Source organism: Natronomonas gomsonensis (genome assembly GCF_024300825.1).
GTDB classification, from domain to species: Archaea; Halobacteriota; Halobacteria; order Halobacteriales; family Haloarculaceae; genus Natronomonas; species Natronomonas gomsonensis.
Window position 1 is genome coordinate 2,464,869 of sequence record NZ_CP101323.1, and the last position, 17,704, is coordinate 2,482,572.

General features: G+C 66.9%; 19 protein-coding genes. 5 read left to right on the top strand and 14 right to left on the bottom strand.

Annotation, left to right across the window (positions count from 1 at the left end):
- The first annotated feature begins 121 nt into the window (after positions 1-121).
- Complete coding sequence (locus NMP98_RS13050) at positions 122-508, top strand: GNAT family N-acetyltransferase (RefSeq protein ID WP_254858221.1); 387 nt, start codon at positions 122-124, stop codon at positions 506-508.
- Here the strand turns inward: NMP98_RS13050 and NMP98_RS13055 are convergent.
- Positions 505-1,092, bottom strand: a complete 588-nt coding sequence (locus tag NMP98_RS13055; RefSeq protein ID WP_254858223.1) for a DUF7474 family protein — start codon at positions 1,090-1,092, stop codon at positions 505-507. The two genes, NMP98_RS13050 and NMP98_RS13055, sit on opposite strands and share 4 nt — an antisense overlap.
- A 571-nt stretch (positions 1,093-1,663) precedes the next feature.
- Between NMP98_RS13055 and priL the strand changes: the two genes are divergently transcribed.
- Positions 1,664-2,728, top strand: a complete 1,065-nt coding sequence (gene priL, locus NMP98_RS13060; RefSeq protein ID WP_254858224.1) for a DNA primase regulatory subunit PriL — start codon at positions 1,664-1,666, stop codon at positions 2,726-2,728.
- Here the strand turns inward: priL and NMP98_RS13065 are convergent.
- Positions 2,722-3,024, bottom strand: coding sequence for a DUF7472 family protein (locus NMP98_RS13065; protein ID WP_254858227.1), 303 nt, complete (start codon positions 3,022-3,024; stop codon positions 2,722-2,724). The genes priL and NMP98_RS13065 overlap by 7 nt on opposite strands.
- A 112-nt stretch (positions 3,025-3,136) precedes the next feature.
- Between NMP98_RS13065 and NMP98_RS13070 the strand changes: the two genes are divergently transcribed.
- The gene (locus NMP98_RS13070; protein ID WP_411911610.1) at positions 3,137-3,784 is read left to right on the top strand and encodes an SWIM zinc finger family protein; all 648 of its coding nucleotides are present in this window, start codon (positions 3,137-3,139) and stop codon (positions 3,782-3,784) included.
- Position 3,785: 1 nt separating this feature from the next.
- Here the strand turns inward: NMP98_RS13070 and NMP98_RS13075 are convergent, their stop codons facing one another.
- From NMP98_RS13075 to NMP98_RS13130, 12 genes are all read right to left on the bottom strand, one after another.
- Positions 3,786-3,953 carry a DUF7556 family protein gene (locus tag NMP98_RS13075; RefSeq protein ID WP_178915548.1) on the bottom strand — a complete coding sequence of 56 codons (168 nt, stop codon included), beginning with the start codon at positions 3,951-3,953 and terminating at the stop codon, positions 3,786-3,788.
- A gap of 145 nt (positions 3,954-4,098) precedes the next feature.
- Entirely contained in the window at positions 4,099-4,614 is a 516-nt protein-coding gene (gene hjc, locus NMP98_RS13080; protein ID WP_254858231.1) for a Holliday junction resolvase Hjc, read from the bottom strand.
- Positions 4,615-4,672: 58 nt separating this feature from the next.
- Entirely contained in the window at positions 4,673-5,950 is a 1,278-nt protein-coding gene (locus NMP98_RS13085; RefSeq protein ID WP_254858234.1) for a D-arabinono-1,4-lactone oxidase, read from the bottom strand.
- Positions 5,938-7,116: an alanine racemase gene (locus NMP98_RS13090; protein WP_254858236.1), complete on the bottom strand. Its 1,179-nt coding sequence runs from the start codon at positions 7,114-7,116 to the stop codon at positions 5,938-5,940. The genes NMP98_RS13085 and NMP98_RS13090 overlap by 13 nt, the downstream gene beginning before the upstream one ends.
- Before the next feature lie 292 nt (positions 7,117-7,408).
- Entirely contained in the window at positions 7,409-7,642 is a 234-nt protein-coding gene (locus NMP98_RS13095) for a hypothetical protein (protein WP_254858237.1), read from the bottom strand.
- Position 7,643: 1 nt separating this feature from the next.
- Complete coding sequence (locus NMP98_RS13100; RefSeq protein WP_254858239.1) at positions 7,644-8,780, bottom strand: XdhC family protein; 1,137 nt, start codon at positions 8,778-8,780, stop codon at positions 7,644-7,646.
- Positions 8,777-10,072, bottom strand: a complete 1,296-nt coding sequence (locus NMP98_RS13105) for a VWA domain-containing protein (RefSeq protein ID WP_254858241.1) — start codon at positions 10,070-10,072, stop codon at positions 8,777-8,779. Before NMP98_RS13105 ends, NMP98_RS13100 begins: the two co-directional genes overlap by 4 nt.
- Complete coding sequence (locus NMP98_RS13110; RefSeq protein WP_254858242.1) at positions 10,069-10,989, bottom strand: AAA family ATPase; 921 nt, start codon at positions 10,987-10,989, stop codon at positions 10,069-10,071. The genes NMP98_RS13105 and NMP98_RS13110 overlap by 4 nt, the downstream gene beginning before the upstream one ends.
- Positions 10,990-11,062: 73 nt before the next feature.
- Positions 11,063-11,953: an FAD binding domain-containing protein gene (locus tag NMP98_RS13115; RefSeq protein ID WP_254858244.1), complete on the bottom strand. Its 891-nt coding sequence runs from the start codon at positions 11,951-11,953 to the stop codon at positions 11,063-11,065.
- Positions 11,953-14,388, bottom strand: a complete 2,436-nt coding sequence (locus NMP98_RS13120; protein WP_254858246.1) for a xanthine dehydrogenase family protein molybdopterin-binding subunit — start codon at positions 14,386-14,388, stop codon at positions 11,953-11,955. Before NMP98_RS13120 ends, NMP98_RS13115 begins: the two co-directional genes overlap by 1 nt.
- A complete protein-coding gene (locus NMP98_RS13125) occupies positions 14,385-14,906 on the bottom strand; it encodes a (2Fe-2S)-binding protein (protein ID WP_254858248.1) in 522 nt (173 codons plus the stop codon). Before NMP98_RS13125 ends, NMP98_RS13120 begins: the two co-directional genes overlap by 4 nt.
- Entirely contained in the window at positions 14,903-15,547 is a 645-nt protein-coding gene (locus NMP98_RS13130; protein ID WP_254858250.1) for an SRPBCC family protein, read from the bottom strand. Before NMP98_RS13130 ends, NMP98_RS13125 begins: the two co-directional genes overlap by 4 nt.
- Before the next feature lie 189 nt (positions 15,548-15,736).
- On the opposite strand from NMP98_RS13130, the gene NMP98_RS13135 reads away from it, so the two are divergent.
- Both NMP98_RS13135 and NMP98_RS13140 read left to right on the top strand, forming a co-directional pair.
- On the top strand, positions 15,737-16,930 hold the full coding sequence (locus NMP98_RS13135) for a molybdopterin molybdotransferase MoeA (RefSeq protein WP_254858252.1): 1,194 nt from the start codon (positions 15,737-15,739) through the stop codon (positions 16,928-16,930).
- Positions 16,927-17,559, top strand: coding sequence for a nucleotidyltransferase family protein (locus NMP98_RS13140; protein WP_254858253.1), 633 nt, complete (start codon positions 16,927-16,929; stop codon positions 17,557-17,559). Before NMP98_RS13135 ends, NMP98_RS13140 begins: the two co-directional genes overlap by 4 nt.
- Positions 17,560-17,704 lie beyond the last annotated feature (145 nt).

Below are 17,704 nucleotides of genomic sequence, written 5' to 3' on the forward strand. Positions count from 1 at the left end.
CTGTTCATGTTCCGTGGGCTTGACACAGGGGCGGCTTACGGCGATTATTGCGTCACCGGTGCGGTCACTCCCCGCTCCGGCGCGGGGGAAGTTTATTTCCCGCGAGTGTCTTATCGGGTGTATGGACATCCGGGACGCCGTCGAGGCCGACGCCGAACGGCTGGCGACGCTGACCGGCGCGCCGACGGACGTGATGCGGAACCTCGTCCACGACCGAACGGTTCGGGTCGCCGACGCCGACGACGGCGTGGTTGGGTTCGTCAGCTACGACGCACAGGGGACGACAGTCCACGTCACGCAACTGGAAGGCGACGCCGACCTCTGTGAGCGACTGCTCGAAGAGCCGACCCGGTTCGCCGAACGGGAGGGTATGTCCGTCGAGTTGCTCGTTCCCGACGGCGACGAGGCAGCCCACAAAGCCGTCGAACGCGCCGCCTTCGAGGAACACGGCCCCGGTCCGCGCTTCGACGGCACGACGACGACGCGGTATCGGTGGTCGCCCGACTAGAGGTGGCGGTCGATGACCGCCTTCGCCGCTTGGGCCTTCTCCTTCCAGCCGTAGCCCTGTTCGTAGACGTGTTTCTTCGAGTCGACCAACTCAGCGGGTGAGGCTTCCTCGAAGCCGCCGCGGTTCCACGTTCCCGAGGTTTCCAGCCAGCCGATGGTGTTCTCGCGGGTCTCCTCCCACGAGAGGCCCACCATCTCGTAGAACGCTATCATGGCGAAGACGCTGTTGTCGTGGGCACCGGGAACGCTGCCCTTCTCGTAGATGGTCTTCAGCGGCTCGAACGTGGGTTGAGAGACCCGCTCTTTGTACTCCTCGGGCGTCAGCAGTCGGAGTTCGTCCTCTTCATCGACGACCCGTTGGTCGCCTCGGAGCCGACTCAAAACGGCGGCGTGGAGGCCGCTCCACCGCTCCGGAAGCGCCTCGCGGAGTGCGTCCTCGTCGTCGTAGGTCCGGGCCGACAGCGGCGCCAAAAGGTCCGTGTAGGCCTTCTCGATGTGTCGGCGGTCGGTCCCCTCGAACTCACACTCGGGGTCGTGGAGGTTGCTCGTCGTCCGACAGCCGGGACAGCGATACCTGAGACGCACGGGTTGTTCCTCGGGTCGGGGTGGGCGAGTATAGGCGTGTCGACTCTCTGGAGACGATTGCTTGGACGGACCGACCACGCACTTCTCGTATCACGTATTCAGTACTGCCTCCGAAGCCCTCGGCTGGCTCGACTCCCGCGGACCGCTCTGTGCTCACCTTCGATTCCGCCAAGGACAGCACAGCACCGCAACCACGCTCCTCCCCAACCGACTCACTCGACGCTTCGCGTCTCGTTCGCCCCTCGCGCGTTTCTCGCGCGCCGGATGAAAGATGCTCGGCCGGGAGCGCATGTCGGCCTTTGCCGACCGCGCAATCCGGGGAAGGGCAGGGCTACAGCGGGTCGAACAGCGACATCCTCGGCGGACTGAAAGGGCGAGGCGCGGTGGCGCCGAAGGAGTGTCGCTGCTCGGGCACTACCCGAACGAAGTGAGGGTATCCCGAGCAGCGGCCGCCACCGCGCCGAGGGCTTTCGAGGTAGTGCTATCCTCGTTCCCACGCCCGACTCCCAAAACGAATAATCCTGCAGTCGGGGTCGGTGCGTTTATCGGCCCCGCAACGATACCCGAGAGCATGCAGCGGCTCCACGCTCGGTATCCGTTCCTCGACGCCTCCCGCGAGGCCGTCGAGGCCGCGGAGGTCGACCTCGCAGCCCTCGTCGTCGAGGGAGGGCCAGCCGTCGACCGCGGCCGCGAGCGCGTCCAGCGCGCGCTGTTGGAGGGGACCACCGAAGCCGAAGAGCCGCGAGCCTGGAGCGACCGGGCGGAACTACTCTCCTATCCGGTCGCCCGCGTGCTCGTTTCGCTTCTGGACGTGCCGGGTGCCGTCGAGAAGTACGCCGCCGCCGAGGCCGCGACGGCCCGCGAGCGGTTTGTCGAGGATTTCGAGGCCGATTTGGAGTTGAAGAGCGCCGGTGGCGAGCGGCTCACGCTCGACCGCCTGCTCGCGGACTTCGGGCTGTCGGGACGTATCGAACCCACCGGTGACGGGGAGTTCAGCGTCGCCGTCACGGCGTATCTCGAACTCGCGGCGGCGCTGTCGGGCGAGCGGTGGCGTCTCGTCGGCCGACCGCTCGACTCGGGGCGCGTCCCCGTCTCGCGGCCGGAGTTGTACACCTTGCTTCGGGAGGCCGTCGGCCGGCGCGTCGAGGAGGGGCTTCCGCTGTCGGTGCCCGAGGCCATCGGGGACCCGCTCGATTCGGAGTTGTCGGCGATTCGCCGCAGCGTCGCGGACCTCGACCCGCCGACGGCGTTCGACGCGGTGGTCCCCGGACTGTTCCCGCCGTGTATGCGTGCGCTGTTGACTCGCGCTCGGGAGGGGGAGGCGCTTTCGGACCGCTCGCGGTTCTCGCTCGTCGCTTTCCTCGTGAGTGCGGGACTGGACCGCGATGAGGTCGTCGAGTTGTGCGCGGTCTCGGGGGAGGCCGCCGAGTCGATTCGCCAGCAGGTCGACCGACTCCGCGAGGAAGGCGGCGAGGGGTCGGTCGCGGCGCCGCCGTCGTGTGCGGTCATGGACGACTACGGCGACTGTGCCGACAAAGACGAGTTGTGTGAGTCCATCGAGCACCCGCTGTCGTACTACGAGCAACGGCTGGAGTCGGCCCCCGGAGAACAACTCGCTGACTGGCGCGCTCAGTAGCGCCGGGAGAGGCCGACGCCGATGACGGACATGAAGACGATGAAGAAGGCGATAGCGCCGACCAGGGCGACGCCGCCATCGCCCGAAAGCCCGCCGTCGTTGTACGTGTTGCCGATGTAGAGGATGATGGCGACAAGTGTGGCAACGCCGACGAACGCGACGATGGCTTCGACGACGGCATCACGGTCCATGGTCGGGATTCCGACGGTGTAGGCCAAAAGCGCTTCGAAGGCGAGACGCCCCGAAGGCGAAGCACCAACGGAGTCGTCGACGGCCAAGGGTAGCGAGCGGTGCACCGGGACACTCGAAATCGGGGGTAATCGCGCAGAATTAGGGCGGAAACGGCGTGAACGGTCGTGAAACGTCGAGTGACTCATTAGCCTTCGACGCCTACGTTTCGACTGGAACATGACGCATCCAGAACGCACACCTGCGTCATCGGACTCCTCGCGTCGGCGGCCCTTAGCGCCCGATACGCGCCGGCTGGACGACCGCTCGGCGCGGGCGTGGACGGAGCCGATGGCGGTCAGACCGCTCGGTAGCGGCCGCTACGCCGTCGACAGCAGTTCCGGCGCCACCTACGTCGTCGACCTCCCCCGTGGCGACTGCAGTTGTCCGGATCACGAAATCCGCGGCGAGCGCTGCAAACACCTCCGCCGGGTGGCACTGGAAGTTACAGAGCGACGCGTCCCGCCGCCGGGTAAGCGGCGGGCCGACTGTGAACTCTGTGGCCACGAGTCGTTCGTCCCCGAGTCGGGGCCGGCGGTTTGTGGCGATTGCTGGCTCGAACGCGGCGACATCGCGACGGACCGCGAGACGGGCGATACGGTCGTCGTCTACCGACTGACCGACGAGCGCGCAGACGAGCGCTACATCGACGCCGCTGGGTGTACGGTCGCGAAGTACCCGAAAAACGAGGGGTATCCGCCCGAAGACCCGGTCGTGGAGGTCGTCTATCCGTTTTCGGGCGACGCCGACTCGGCCCTCGACGAGCGGCCGCGTTACGCCTTCCCGTACGCGCGGCTTGCGGTCCACGAAGAGATGCTCATCGAGTGACCTACCGCCACTCGGAGAGGTCCGTTTCCTGCCCGGCGGGAACCGACAGCCACGCGTCGTCGGTCGTGACGTCCGCGATGATGAACGCGGGCTCGCCGTTCCGGTAGTCGTACGACGACTGTACACCGTTCTCTGAACCAGACGCCCGAACGTTCTCCGAACTACTCATTTCAGTTTACGATTATCAATCAAGAACATGAATGTTTCGAAGATAATCCGATAATACTCTGTCGAGATATTCGTTCGGGTGGCTGTGTCGGGTGATACTGTACTCGCGTTCACTCAATTCAGTAAAAACGGGACAAATCGTATTTCTACAACATCTCGGCGGCATCGTCGACCGAGAGGTCCCCGCGTGCCAGGGCTTTCAGTACGTCGCGGTCGGGGGCGTCGTCGGAGTCGACGGCGACCTCATCGAGCGTGACCTTCTCGGTGTCGCCGACGAACTCCGCGAAGTCGGTGCCCTCCGCGATGGCGGTTTCCTTCTTCACTCGGTAGTTGCCGCCGTCGGTCGTATAGAGGTCACCGGGGTGAAAGAAGTACCAGTCCTCGCGGTCGAAGCGGGCGGCGACCCGTGGCTTCGCGCCGAAGTTCCGCGAGAAGTACACGAGCGCCTCGATTTCCTCGCCGGTCAAATAAATCGGGTCGCCGCTCGAGGACTTCGCCTCGATGGCGTAGAACATCTCGCCGTCGCCCGCGAGCACGTCCGGCAGTTCCCGCTCGGTCGCGCTGCCGGAGGCCGGCGCTCGCATCACCGCAAAGCCCGCCCCGTCGAGTTCGTTGACGAGTTCGCGTTCCCGGCGGTCGCCCTTCGCGTTCGAGTTCGGCATCTACCGAGTGTCGGTGTCGAACGGTATTAAATCGGCCGACGTGGTGGCCCTTGAGGGGTCAAACGCCGAAGATTTCGTGGAGGTGGTCGTTCAGGAACAACCCCTCTCGGTCCAACTCCGCACGCACGTCGAGGAACGACTCCCACTCGGGGTACAGCGACGTGAGGTCGGCGGCCGTCTTGGTGTGGTGTTTCCCCCAGTGGGGGCGGCCCTCGAAGCGGTCGAAGACGGATTCGGCGTCGGCGACGAGCGATTCGTAGGGCCGGCGATGGTAGGCGTGGACCGCGATGAACGTCGAATCGCGGCCGGTCGCCGGCGACAGCGGTATCGAATCGCTGGCCACGTCGCGGAACTCGACCGGAAACAGCACGTCGTGAGACTCGACGACATCGCGGAGTTCCCGGAGGACTTCGGCGGCGTCCTCACGGGGAACGCCGTACTCGGTCTCGTTGAACCGCACGTCGCGGGTCGTCGGGTAGATGTCTTTGGCCGGGCCGACCCGCTCGGAGTCGGCGAACGTCCCCGTAGTGATGCGGTTCAGAGATGGTGCGGCCCGTGGTAGCCGTCTTCCGACGCGGTTGATGCCTTCCCACGCGAGGTTCTCGATGCGCTCCTCGATGGCGTCGAGACGGCCGGGTTCGCCCGTCTCGTCGGTCTCTTCGAGCGTCTTCACCAGCGCCGTGTCGGTGTGGGGGAACCACCAGAACTCGAAGTTGCGGAACTCGCGGTAGTCCTCGAGGTTCGCGAGTACGTCCTCGATGTCGACCGGTCGTTTCCGCTCGCGGAGGCGGTAGCCGTCGACCACGTCGAGGGTGACGGTACTGAGGACCCCAAGTGCGCCGAGTGACACCTGTGCGTGGGGGAAGCGGTCGTCGCCGCGTCCGAGGTCGAGGACGCTTCCGTCGGCGGTAATCAACCGTAGTCCGGCGGCCTGCGTCGCCATCACGCCGAAGTCGGTGCCTGTGCCGTGGGTGCCCGTCGACAGCGCGCCGGCTATCGATTGGGCGTCGATGTCGCCCATGTTCTCCAGCATGAGGCCGTACTCCGACAGCGCCTCGGTCAACTGCCACAGCGGCGTCCCCGCGCGGACGGTTACCTGCCGGGCCTCGGGGTCGGCGTCGACGAGGCCAGTGTAGCGCTCAAGTGAGACGAACGTCGCCTCGGATTTCGCGACCGGCGGGAAGGAGTGACCCGCACCGGCGACCCGAAGTGTCTCCCCGGCGTTTTCGACGACAGTTCGGAGTTCACTCTCGGTTTCGGGGTAGTGGACGTGTGTCGGGCGTGCGCTGACGCTTCCCGACCAATTCTCCCAGACGCCATCTGTCAGATGTAACATCGGCCATCACCTCGGTACGTACTCCAGGTGTCGACGACTTCCTCGCCGTCGACGACCGCCAACTCCTCGAAGAACCGGCACAACTCGCCCGCCTTCCCGTGTCGCATCACGATCGGGTCGCCGAGCGCGAGGTCCCCGTCGTAGCGGACCGGCGTCTGGACCTCGCCGGCACCCTCGTTGTCCAGCAGTTCGGCCCCCTCGGGGAGCCACGGGACGGGAGCCTTGTCGGGACCGACCGGGCCGGAGGCGACGTAGCCGCCGCCGCGGCACGTGTAGATGCCGTCGGTCGGTTTGCGGGTCACCTCGACGGCGTAGCCGGCGGCCGGTTCGTAGTCGAGGTGGTCGTACCAATCGAACTGTCGCGGCGCGAAGAAGCCCGACCCGACGGTCACCTCCGTCACGTGTGGGTCCTCGCGGGTGAACTCGACGCTTCCCGTCCCACCACCGTTGACGAAATCGAGACCGTATTCGCCGTCCAGCGACGCGGCGATGGACTGTCGACGCTCGCGGACGACGGGCTTCGAGCGCTCCTTGAGCAGGCGCATCGCGGCGTTTTCGATGGCCCCGTTGGCGGGATTTCGGTCCGGTAGGCCGGCGATTTGGGCCTCATAGCCCATCAGTCCCGTGAGATGGACGCCCGGGGCTTCGGTGACGGTTTCGGCGACGGTGCGGGCATCCTCGACCGTCCGAATCGGTGACCGGCGGACGCCGAAGTACACGCCGAAATGTTCCGTCGAGCAATCGAGGTCGAGACACACCGGTACGTCGGCACCCGCTTTCTGGGCGGCGTTCGCGATTCGTTCGACGTGTTCCGGCGAATCGACCATCAGCGTGATGTCGGCGCCGTCGGCGATGCGTTCGGCGACTGTCCGGAGTTCGGCATCGTCGACAACGGGGTAGGCGACGAGCAAATCGTCGAATCCCGCGTCCGCGAGGTCGACCGCCTCGCGGCCGGTGTAACACATCACGCCTTCGAAGCCGTCCTCGGAGAGGATCCGCTCCAGTGCCGCCCGACACCGCACGGACTTCGAGGCGACGCGAACCGGGAGACCGTCCGCTCGGTCGACCGTCAGCGCGATGTTCGCAGCCAGCGCCGCGCGGTCGACGAAGGCCGTCGGCAGCTCCCGCCCCTCGAAGGCGGCCCGGTAGGCGCCGTACTCGTTCATACGTTCGGATTCGCCTCTCGACACCTGAGGTTTCCGGCGTCGATGTGCGGTCAGTTTAATCGCCCGAGCCTTCAAGTGGGATGCCGGGACCACCGCCCGTATGCCGACGACCACCATCGCCGGAGACTGCAACGTCTACGTCGACGGCCGCCGAGAGACCCGACAGCGCGGTCACGTTCTCGTCGTTGTCAAGCCCGACTAAGATAGAGAACCACTAGTAACCACGGCGCTGACGAACTGTCCTAAAACGACGGCTGAATAGAGCCGAACTTCATCGTCACCGGCTCGTCATTCAACGTCGTACCGTCGCCGACTCGCTTGCCGAGAGCAGTTTTTCGTCGCCGTCCGGTCCGTACAGAACGAGCGTTCCGTCGGCCCGTCTCTCCCCTCGAAACATCGGCGCAGTCGGGATGTCGTAATCCGCCGGACTCCGGTAGTTCGCCGCGATGACCCACGTGCGTGCGAGCATCCGTCCCGCCCCGTCCGGCGTCGAATCGCCACTTCCGGGGTCGTCACTTCGGGCCATACTACTCCGTTGGTGTCTCCGGCCGGTCGTGTATCGGCCCCGATTGGCGGTTGAGGTGCTGTGGCGTCCGGTCGTTCGAGACGGCGAGCAACTCCGAGACGATGCTGAACGCTATCTGATAGGGCGTATCGCCGCCTAAATTCAATCCGATTGGGGTGAAGATGCGCTTACGGTCGGCCTCCGAAACCGTGGTTCCCTCCTCGTCGCACGCCTCGAGTATCTCCTCGAACCGTTCGTCCGGTCCCATCAAACCGATATAGGGGATGGGCGTGTCGAGCAGTTCGGCCAGCGTGAGTCGGTCGTCGACGAAGTTGTGTGTCATCACGACAGCGTAGCTGTCGTCGTCCCACTCCCGGAGGTTCTCCACGTCCCTCGGCGACGCCGAGACGACGCTGTCGGCCCGTTCGAACCGGTCGTCGTCCGCTTGGCCGCCCCGGAACGCGACGACGGTCACCCGGAAGTCGACGCGTTTCGCCAACTCGACCACCGGGCGAACGTCGTGGCCGGAGCCGAAGACGACGAGTTCCGGCGGGGCACGGACGGCGTCGACGAACACCTCGACGGCGCCGTCCGCGTACTCGATACGGAGGGTGTCGCTCGTCCCCTCCGCGAGGAACTGCTCGACGGTGCCGTCAAGTGCCGCCCGAAGCGATTCAGGAAGCGACTCCCCCGTGAACCCCGAATCCGAACGGTACACGCCACGCGTTCCGAGTGGGAGATCCCCATCGAGAACCGTGACGACACCCACGTTCTCGCCGCTCTCGCGGGCCGCCACGACCGGCCGAAAGCTCTCTCCAAGGGGTTCGAGGAGGACCGTGATGACTCCGTTACAGCCGACGCCCATCCCCCAAACGTCGTCGTCGCCGGTGAGGTCCCACGTTTCGATGCGCGGTTCGCCGGCCGCGAGTACGTCCGCGGCGAGCGTTCGAACCTCGTCTTCCAGACAGCCGGCGGTGATACTGCCAGCGCCGCCGCCCTCGGGGTCGAGCAGCATCTTCGCCCCCGGCCGGCGGTAGGCGCTCCCCTCGATGTCGACAACGGTCGCCAACACGGCGTCCTCCCCCGCTTCGAGGGTGTCTCGTATCCGCGCGAACAGTTCGGTCTCCGGAACGCTCCACTCGTTGGATGTCGTGCTCATTGGTAACTCGTCCCCCGTCTGGGGTCGTACTCGTAGCCGATGCGTCCGCCGGGGCCGTGTCGTCGGAGTTGTCGGCCCATCTCTTCGAGGTCGTCGGGACCGCTGAACGCGAACAACCCGTCGACGAACGGGTGCGCCGTGGCCATCCCCGCCGCCGTCGGTTCGTACTCCGGCGACGACGCCAACGGATTGAGCCACAGCACGCTCGCCGCGTTGCGTGACAGCCACGCCATCTCGCGTTCGAGGCGGTCGACATCGCCCATCTCCAAGCCGTCGCTGACGACGAAGACGAACGTCCGTCCGTCGACCGCATCGGGGTCGTCTTCCCGGAGTCCGGCGAGTGACGCGCCGATTCGTGTTCCACCGCCCCACTCCGTTTCGGCTGCCGTGAGCGCCTCGAGCGCCGCGGCCGCGGTCGGTCGGTCGAACGCCGCCGACACTTCGCGGTGTGCCTCGTCGAAGAACACCACGCGGCTGTCGCGCCACTCGACGCGCCCACAGCGGAGGACGCCGAGCAGGAACGAGCGATCGACGGTGTCGAGGACCGACCGGCTCACGTCGACCAGCCACAGCGCTCGATACGCCGTCTCAGGGCGGCTCCGTCGCGGCACCGAGACGACGGTGCCGCCGGTGGCGAAACTCGACCGGAGGGCCTTGCGAGCGTCGGCCCGTTCGTCGCCCTCGGAGCGCCAGCGCCGACCCTTCAGCGTCGCCAGCGCGTCGCCGAAGGCGTCGAACGCCGCCGACAGCGACGGCTCACCGACCGGCGTAGATGCGACGCTCGATGCCGCACCCGCCGGACTGTACCACGCCGCCTCTATCGCCGTCCGCTCTTCATCGTCGTCGCTCGTCGCCGCGACAACGGCTCCGAGCGGCGTCGTCACGTCGGCGGCATCGCCGCCATCGTCGGCATCGCTGTCCGTCTCCGCGTCCCCGTCCCCGCCCGGCGAGTCCTCCGCCGTGTCGTCGGCCAGGGGAGCGAGCGTCCCCTCCGGTGTGTCGTCCCGTCGCGGCGCCGGTTCGCCGTCGATACCCGCCCTGAGCCGCCGCCAGAACTCGGGGAACTGCCGGTCGAAGGTCGCGATGTCGTCGGCGTCGGACACCACGGTCGCACGGAGCGCGGCGCGGGCCTCCGCCTCGTCGTCGAATCCCACCTCGACGAGCGCCCGCGCCGCGGAGGGAGCAGCGTTCGCCGGAACCGAGACTCCCGCCCCGCGCAAGGCCCGAAGGAACCTGACCAGTTCGTCTCTGACGTGGTCCCGCGCCGTGACGAAGTCGGGCACGTTGCTCACGACTCGGCCTCCTCGCCGGCGTTTCCGGCGGCGTCGAGTAGTACTTTGAGGAACTCGTCGTCGACACGCTCGATGTCCTCGACCTCCTTCAGCAGACAGCCGAGCGTCGTCCGGAGTTCCGACGCGGACAACGGTTCCTCGCCGTTTCCGCCGTCGCTTCGAAGCGCCGCGACCGCCCGTGCCCAGTCGATGGTCTCGGCGGCGCCGGGCGGCTTCCGGAGTGGTTCCTCGCGCAGTCGCTGGGTGACGCGACACAGTTCCGCGGCGACCGCACCGTCGAGTTCCGGCACCCGCCGTTCGAGGATTGCCCGCTCTTTTTGGGCCGAGGGCGGGCTGACGTGGAGGTACAGACAGCGTCGCTTCAGCGCATCGCTGAGCGCCCGCGTCCGGTTCGAGGTGACGATCACGACCGGCGGTGTCTCCGCCCGAACGCTGCCGAATTCCGGTATCGTCACCTGGAACTCGCTGAGCAGCTCCAACAGCAGCGCCTCGAACTCCTCGTCGGCGCGGTCGACCTCGTCCACGAGGAGCACCTTCGAGGGGCCGCCGCCACGGAGCGCTCTCAACAGCGGCCGCTCGAGGAGGTACTCCTCGGAGAACACCGATCCTTCGTCGCCGGACTGGACCGCGAGCAGCTGTTTCGTGTAGTTCCACTCGTAGAGGGCGTTCTCGGCGGTCAACCCCTCGTAACACTGGAGCCGGACCAACTCCGTCCCGAAGCCCGATGCCAGCACCTTCGCCAGTTCGGTCTTGCCGGCGCCGGGTTCGCCCTCGACCAGCAGGGGCTTTCCCAGCCGAAACGCCAACAGGACGGTCGTCACGATGTCGTCGTCGGCCACGTACGCCTGTTCGTCGAACACCTCGCGCAGTCGCTCGGCGGAGACGTCGGCGAACGTCGTCGGCCGTCTCTCAGTCATTGGGTGTCATTGATGTGGTGAAGATGACCCCCGGCCCGCCGATGCCCACGGCTGCGGACCGGGGTCTGCCATCTCAGTCGGCGGCGGCGAGCGTGCCGACTCGCTCGCTCGTCTTCTCGAGTGCGCGCTTCGTGTACACCTCCAGCAGATGCTCGCGGAACTCGGCCGACGCCTGAAGGTCGTCCATCAGAAGGTCGGTGTCCAGTCCCTCGCTCGCTCGCGCCGCGGCCGCCTCGATGCGTTCGTCGTCGAGGGTCACGCCGTCTAGTTCGTCCTCGACGCCCTCCAGTCGGACGCCGTGGTCGAGCACACCATTGGCCCCGATTCGGGCCGACCGGACGGTGCCGCCGTCGGTGTCGAGGAGTGCCGAGACACCAACCACCGCATACCCCGACGACGGGGATGCCTTCTTTGCGTAGGCGCCGACCGAATCGGCCGCCGACGGCACCTCGATGCGGACGAGCAACTCGTCGGGGTCCAGCGCCGTCGCGTACATCCCGAAGAAGAACTCGTCGACCGGAATCTTCCGCTCGCCGTTCGGTCCGGCAGCGACGAGCGTGGCGTCGGAGGCGAGCGCCGCCCCCGGCAGGTCCGACGCAGGGTCGGCGTGAGCGAGGTTCCCGCCGACGGTGCCGCGGTTGCGAACCTGCGTGTCGCCGACGTGGGAAACCGCCTCGGTCAACGCGGGGGCGTGTTCGTGGGCGGCATCGGCGTCGAGTAGGTCGCTGTACCGGGTCATCGCACCGATAGACAGCGTCTCTCCCTCGACGCTGACGCCGTGCATCGGATCGATCTCGCCGATGTCGATGAGTACGTCCGGACTGGAGAGGCCGCTTTTCATCGCCGGCAGCAGGCTGTGGCCGCCGGCGAGCAGTTCGGTCTCGGCCATCGCGTGTTCCTCGAGGAGTTCGAGCGCCTCCTCGACCGTCGAGGCCTCGTAGTAGTCGAGGTCGTCCGGGAACATCACGCATCACCTCCGTGGTCCGCGGTCCCGCCATCCGCGGCCGTGCTCTCCTCGACGGCTTCCCAGACGCGTTCGGCCGTCATGGGCATCTCGACGCCGTCGACGCCGAACGGTTCCAGCGCGTCGGCAACCGCGTTGACGACGGCCTGAGGTGCGGCGATGGTTCCCGCTTCGCCGACACCCTTCACGCCGAGTGGATTGTGGGGACTCGGCGTTACCGTCGAATCGGTCTCCATGTCGGGGATGTGTTCGGCCTTCGGCACGGTGTAGTCCTGCATCGACCCGGTCACGAGCGTGCCGTTGTCGTCGTATTCCGCCCCCTCGTACAGCGCTTGCCCGATGCCTTGGGCGACGCCGCCGTGGACCTGTCCCTCGACGATCTTCGGGTTGATCTGGTTGCCGACGTCGTCGACGGCGACGTACTTCTCGAACTCGATCTCGCCCGACTCGGGGTCGACCTCGACGATCGCGACGTGCGTCCCGAACGGGAACACGAAGTTATCGGGGTCGTAGAACGAGGTTGCCTCCAGCCCCGGCTCCATGTCGTCGGGGATGTCGTGGGCGAGATACGCCTGTTGGGAGGCCTCCTGGATACCGATAGCGCGGTCCGGCGCGCCCGCGACGTGGAACTCGCCGTCCTCAAAGGCGATGTCGTCGGGGTCGGCTTCGAGTTGGTGGGCCGCTATCTTCTTGGCCTTCTCGACGACCTTCTCGGAGCTCTTGACGAGGGAACTCCCGCCGACCGCCGCCGAGCGGGAGCCGTAGGTGCCCATTCCCTGTGGAATCTCGTCGGTGTCGCCCTCGACGACCTCGACGTCGTCGTAGGGGACGCCGAGTTCGTTGGCGACGATCTGTGCGTACGTCGTCGCGTGGCCCTGTCCGTGGCCCGAGGTCCCACAGAAGGCGGTCACGGTGCCGGAGGGGTGGACGCGGACGAGACTCGACTCCCAGAGGCCGGCTTGAGCGCCGAGTTGGCCGGCGAGTTCCGAGGGCGCGAGCCCGCAGGCCTCGATGTAACACGAGAAGCCGATACCGAGGTACTTCCCCTTCGCGCGGGCCTGTTCTTGGCGCTCGCGGAACGACTCGTAGTCGACCAACTCGAGGGCTTTGTCCAGCGGTTTCTCGTAGTCGCCGCTGTCGTAGACGACGGCGACCTGAGTCTCGTAGGGGAAGGCGTCGTCCGGGACGAAGTTACGTCTGCGGAACTCCGCTGGGTCCATCCCCATCTCCTTGGCCCCCAAGTGGACGAGTCGCTCGACGAGGAACGACGCCTCGGGACGGCCCGCACCGCGGTAGGCGTCGACCGGCGGTACGTTCGTGTACGCGCCCGTGACATGGCCGTAGATGGCCGGGATGTCGTACTGTCCCGACAGCAGCGTCCCATAGAGGTACGTCGGCACCGCGGGAGCGAACGTCGAGAGGTACGCCCCGAGGTTCGCCTCGGTGTCGACGCGCAGGCCGACGATGGTGCCGTCGTCGTCCATCGCCAGTTCCGCGGTGGTTTCGTGGCCCCGTCCCGGCGCGTCGGTGAGGTACGTCTCCGAGCGCGTGGCGGTCCACTTGACCGGGCGTTCGAGCAGCTTCGAACACCACGCGACGAGCGCCTCGTCCGCGTAGTGGTGGATCTTCGAGCCGAAGCCGCCGCCCACGTCGGGAGCCTTGATTCGGAGTTTGTGCTCCGGATGTCCGATGACACCCGCCATGAGCAGCCGGTGGAGGTGGGGGTTCTGGCTGGTCATGAACACGTCCAACTCCTCGGAGCCGGGGTTGTAGGTGGCGACGGCCGCCCGCGGTTCCATCGCGTTCGGGATCAACAGCTGATTGGACAGCTCTGTACGCACGGTGTGACTCGCCGACTCGAAGGCCTCGGCCGTCTTCTCCTCGTCGCCGATCTCCCAGTCGAGGGCGACGTTCCCCTCGGCATCGTCGCCGTGCAGCGAGGGGGCGTCCTCGCCCAGCGCCTCACTCGGGTTCGTCGTCGCGTCGAGTCGCTCGTAGTCGACCTCGACCGCACCGGCGGCGTCGTGTGCCTGATAGCGGTTCTCCGCGACGACGACCGCGATGCCGTCGCCCTGATACCGCACCTTGTCCTTCGCGAGGACGGGGTGAGAGACGTTGTTGAGACTCGGCAGCAGCCAGCCGACCGGGAGTTCGAACGACCCACCGCCCGGTGTGTCCTCCCGATGGAGGTCGTCGTGGGTGTAGACGCCGATGACGCCCGGCATCTCCTCGGCGTCGCTCGTGTCGACGCCGTCGATTTGCGCGTGGCCGTAGCGACTCCGGACGACGGCGAGGTGTGCCGTGTTCGGGAGTTGGATGTCGTCGGTGTACTCGGCGTTGCCCGTGAGGAGTGCGGGGTCCTCCCGGCGCTCGATGGCCGAGCCGAGGATGTCGGCCGCGGAAACCTCGTCGGGATCTATCGACTCGATGCTCATTCGGCGTCACCTCCGTCTTCGATCTCCCCGCCATCGGCGACCGCGCCGCCCGACATCTCCTCGGCGGCGTGTTCGACGGCGTTGACGATGTTCTGATACCCCGTACATCGACAGAGGTTCCCCTCTAACCCTTCTCGAATCTCCTCGCGGGTCGGGTTCGGGTTGTCCTCCAGAAGGTCGTTGGCGGTCAGCATCATGCCGGGCGTACAGTAGCCACACTGGAGACCGTGCTCCTCCTGGAACCCCTCTTGGATGGGGTGGAACTCGCCGTCCTCGCCCAACCCTTCGACCGTCTCGATGTCCGCGCCGTCGGCCTGTACCGCCAGTGCCGTACAGGACTTCACGGCGTCCCCATCCAGACGGACCGTACAGGCCCCACAGAGGCTGGATTCACAGCCGATGTTCGTTCCCGTATAGCCCAACTCGTCACGCAGGGCGTGGACGAGTAGGGTTCGAGCCTCGACCGTGAGGTCGTGCTCCGTGCCGTTCACCGTCAGTGTGATGTCGTGTGTTGTCATTTTGAATCGGATGTGTTCGACCCCGACCGACCGAGCAGTCGGTCGACGATCCCGGTGTCTTCCGTTTCTTCTCCCGCCGGTTTCCCGTCCATCTCCGCGAGCGTCAGTTCGTGCAGCGTGGTCTGTACCGACGAGAAGAACCGCTTGACCAGTCGGTTCGCGACGGGGTTGATGACCCGCTGGCCGACGCCCGCGACCTTGCCGAAGACGTCCGCCTCGGTCTCCCACTGCACCTCGACGCCGCCGTCCGTCTCGGTGAGCTCCATCCCCGAGGACATCTCGAAGGAGCTGTCCCCGGAGTTACCCTCACCCTCGGCGCGCATCCGTGGTTGGTCCCGCTCTACGATGGTGACCACCGTCTCGAAGGTCGGGTTCACCGGACCGACGCTGACCTGCATCAACGCGGCGTACTGTTGGCCCTCTCGGAACGCCCGCTCCGCGATGGTTTCGGGGTCCCCCGAGAGCTCCTGATCCCGCGTCTCCGCCTCTTCGCCGAGTTCGTCGAAATCGACGTCGCCGTCGACCGCCAGCAGGTACTGACAACCCGGCAGCGAGTCGGCGATCAAGACGGGGTCCGAGAGTGCCAGCCACACTTCCTCGACCGTCGTGTCCTCGAGTTCGAACGTCCCACTGAATTCCATAAGTTCGTGCCCCTCGTGTTAGTGTATCCCACACTACATGCTACCAAACGACTACGTGAACAAAAACATTTGCAATAATCGCCTAAATCAGAAATAAGTAATGGGAAATAGTTATTTCAGATGTCGGTGAAACCGGATTCGGAACACGGGCGACCGAAAGCATAAGCCGATTCTCCGGCGTGATACGGTATGGCATCCGACGACACTGTGGCCCGTGTGACGGCGAGTGCACGCCTCCGCGACCGACACGATATTCGGGCCACAGAAGCCGTTTCGGTGGAGCGAAGCGCCATCGCCGGACGAACGGTCGCGTCGGCCGTCACCGCACCCGCCGACGTACCGCCAGCGGACTTCGCGACGATGGACGGGTTCGCCTTCCGGAGCGGCGACGACTACCCCCTAGACATCGTCGACAGCGTTGCCCCGGCCGACGACGCACCGGCGATAGAGGGGGGCGAGGCCGTTCGCATCGCGACGGGCGCGCCGCTGCCGGGCCGTGCCGACGCCGTCCTCCCTCGGGAGGACGCGACGGTAACCGAGGGTCGCCTCTCGGGGCCATCCCTGGAGTCGGGGGCGAACCGGTTTCTGGCCGGCGCTACGGCGACTGCGGGCGAGGAACTCTTCGCTCCCGGGGCGCGACTCGCACCACGGCACGCCGCCCTCCTCGCGGATGTCGGTGTCGAGCGCGTGACGGTGTTTCGCCCCCTCTCGGTGGGGGTGCTCGCGACGGGAACGGAGATACACACCGGCGAACAGCCGGATAGGGACTCCGAGATGTTGATGAACCTCGTCCGACAGTGGGGCCACGACCCGACCCGTCTGGAATCGGTCCCCGACGACCTCGAGCGGGTGCGAACCGCCATCGAGGCGGCCGCCGCCGACCACGACGCCGTGTTCACGTCCGGCGGCACGAGCGTCGGCGCCGGCGATTACGTCGGTCGGACGCTCGCCGACCACGACCCGCTGTTTTCGGGTGTCGAACTCCGCCCCGGGCGGCCGCTGACCGTCGCGGTGGTCGAAGACACGCTCGTCTGTGCGTTTCCCGGCAAACCGCTGGCGGCTCACACTGCCGCGACGCTCGTGGTCCGGCCGGCGTTCACCGGCAGCGGTGGCCCGCTCCCGACGGTTCGGGCCGACCCGACTCGGCGGGTCGAACTTCCCGATGCCCCGTTCGAATACGCGATTCCAGTGACGCTCGAAGACGGGCGAGCGAAGCCGCTCGGCGGGCCCGCTTCGCCGAAGGCAGTGTACGGGGTACGGTTCGCCCCCGGTCGGGTCGCCTCGAGCACGCGGCTGACGCTGGCCGACGGCGTCGCGGTCACGACCGATCCGCTCGTTCCCGGCCGTCCGGTCGACGTGGTGCCACACGAGGTGGTCGAATGACCGACGGGGTACCGGTCGTCGACCCGCCGGCGGGAACCGACGCCGACCCCTCCGGCGTCGTCGGCGTCGTACTCGCGGCCGGCACGAGTTCCCGGTTCGGAGACGCGAACAAACTCCTCGCGACCGTCGAGGGCGTCCCGCTCGTCCGGCGTGCCGCGCGGACCCTCCTCGACGCCGGGATGGACGTGGTCGTCGTTCTCGGCCACGACGCCCCCGCGGTTCGGGAGGCCCTCGATGGCTTGGACGTCTCGTTTGCGACGAACGAGGACTACGAGGCCGGCCAGTCGACCTCAGTCGTTCGTGGCGTCGAGGCCGCGACTGCCTGCGATGCCGACGCCGTCCTCTTCCTCCCGGGTGATATGCCGTTCGTCTCCCCGGGGACGGTCGAGGCGTTGCTCGCGGCCTACCGGGCCGGCGCGGGGGAGGCCCTCGCCGCCGCCTCCGACGGGACTCGGGGGAATCCGGTGTTGTTCGACCGGGCGTGCTTCGATGCCCTGAGAGCCATCGAGGGCGATGTCGGGGGACGGTCGGTGCTACTCAACTACGACGACGCGGCGCTCGTCGCCGTCGATGACCCGGGGGTTCGGACGGACATCGATACGCGCGACGCCCTCGACGCTCATCGATGAGCGGTGTGTGCCCGAGCGAGCGGTCGGTCAGAACCCCGGTTCGATCGTGCCGACCGATCACTACACAGGCTGATGGACACGTACCCGGTGTGCCGGAGATACGATGTCCCACCGTCCAGCCCCGCCGGTGGTGGTGTACTCCTAC

Bases quoted from the DNA above. Each gene is read 5' to 3' on its own strand.
- NMP98_RS13050 (WP_254858221.1), top strand. From the start codon at position 122: ATGGACATCCGGGACGCCGTCGAGGCCGACGCCGAACGGCTGGCGACG.
- priL (WP_254858224.1), top strand. From the start codon at position 1,664: ATGCAGCGGCTCCACGCTCGGTATCCGTTCCTCGACGCCTCCCGCGAG.
- NMP98_RS13070 (WP_411911610.1), top strand. From the start codon at position 3,137: ATGACGCATCCAGAACGCACACCTGCGTCATCGGACTCCTCGCGTCGG.
- NMP98_RS13075 (WP_178915548.1), bottom strand. From the start codon at position 3,953: ATGAGTAGTTCGGAGAACGTTCGGGCGTCTGGTTCAGAGAACGGTGTA.
- hjc (WP_254858231.1), bottom strand. From the start codon at position 4,614: ATGCCGAACTCGAACGCGAAGGGCGACCGCCGGGAACGCGAACTCGTC.
- NMP98_RS13085 (WP_254858234.1), bottom strand. From the start codon at position 5,950: ATGTTACATCTGACAGATGGCGTCTGGGAGAATTGGTCGGGAAGCGTC.
- NMP98_RS13090 (WP_254858236.1), bottom strand. From the start codon at position 7,116: ATGAACGAGTACGGCGCCTACCGGGCCGCCTTCGAGGGGCGGGAGCTG.
- NMP98_RS13095 (WP_254858237.1), bottom strand. From the start codon at position 7,642: ATGGCCCGAAGTGACGACCCCGGAAGTGGCGATTCGACGCCGGACGGG.
- NMP98_RS13100 (WP_254858239.1), bottom strand. From the start codon at position 8,780: ATGAGCACGACATCCAACGAGTGGAGCGTTCCGGAGACCGAACTGTTC.
- NMP98_RS13110 (WP_254858242.1), bottom strand. From the start codon at position 10,989: ATGACTGAGAGACGGCCGACGACGTTCGCCGACGTCTCCGCCGAGCGA.
- NMP98_RS13115 (WP_254858244.1), bottom strand. From the start codon at position 11,953: ATGTTCCCGGACGACCTCGACTACTACGAGGCCTCGACGGTCGAGGAG.
- NMP98_RS13120 (WP_254858246.1), bottom strand. From the start codon at position 14,388: ATGAGCATCGAGTCGATAGATCCCGACGAGGTTTCCGCGGCCGACATC.
- NMP98_RS13125 (WP_254858248.1), bottom strand. From the start codon at position 14,906: ATGACAACACACGACATCACACTGACGGTGAACGGCACGGAGCACGAC.
- NMP98_RS13130 (WP_254858250.1), bottom strand. From the start codon at position 15,547: ATGGAATTCAGTGGGACGTTCGAACTCGAGGACACGACGGTCGAGGAA.
- NMP98_RS13135 (WP_254858252.1), top strand. From the start codon at position 15,737: ATGGCATCCGACGACACTGTGGCCCGTGTGACGGCGAGTGCACGCCTC.
- NMP98_RS13140 (WP_254858253.1), top strand. From the start codon at position 16,927: ATGACCGACGGGGTACCGGTCGTCGACCCGCCGGCGGGAACCGACGCC.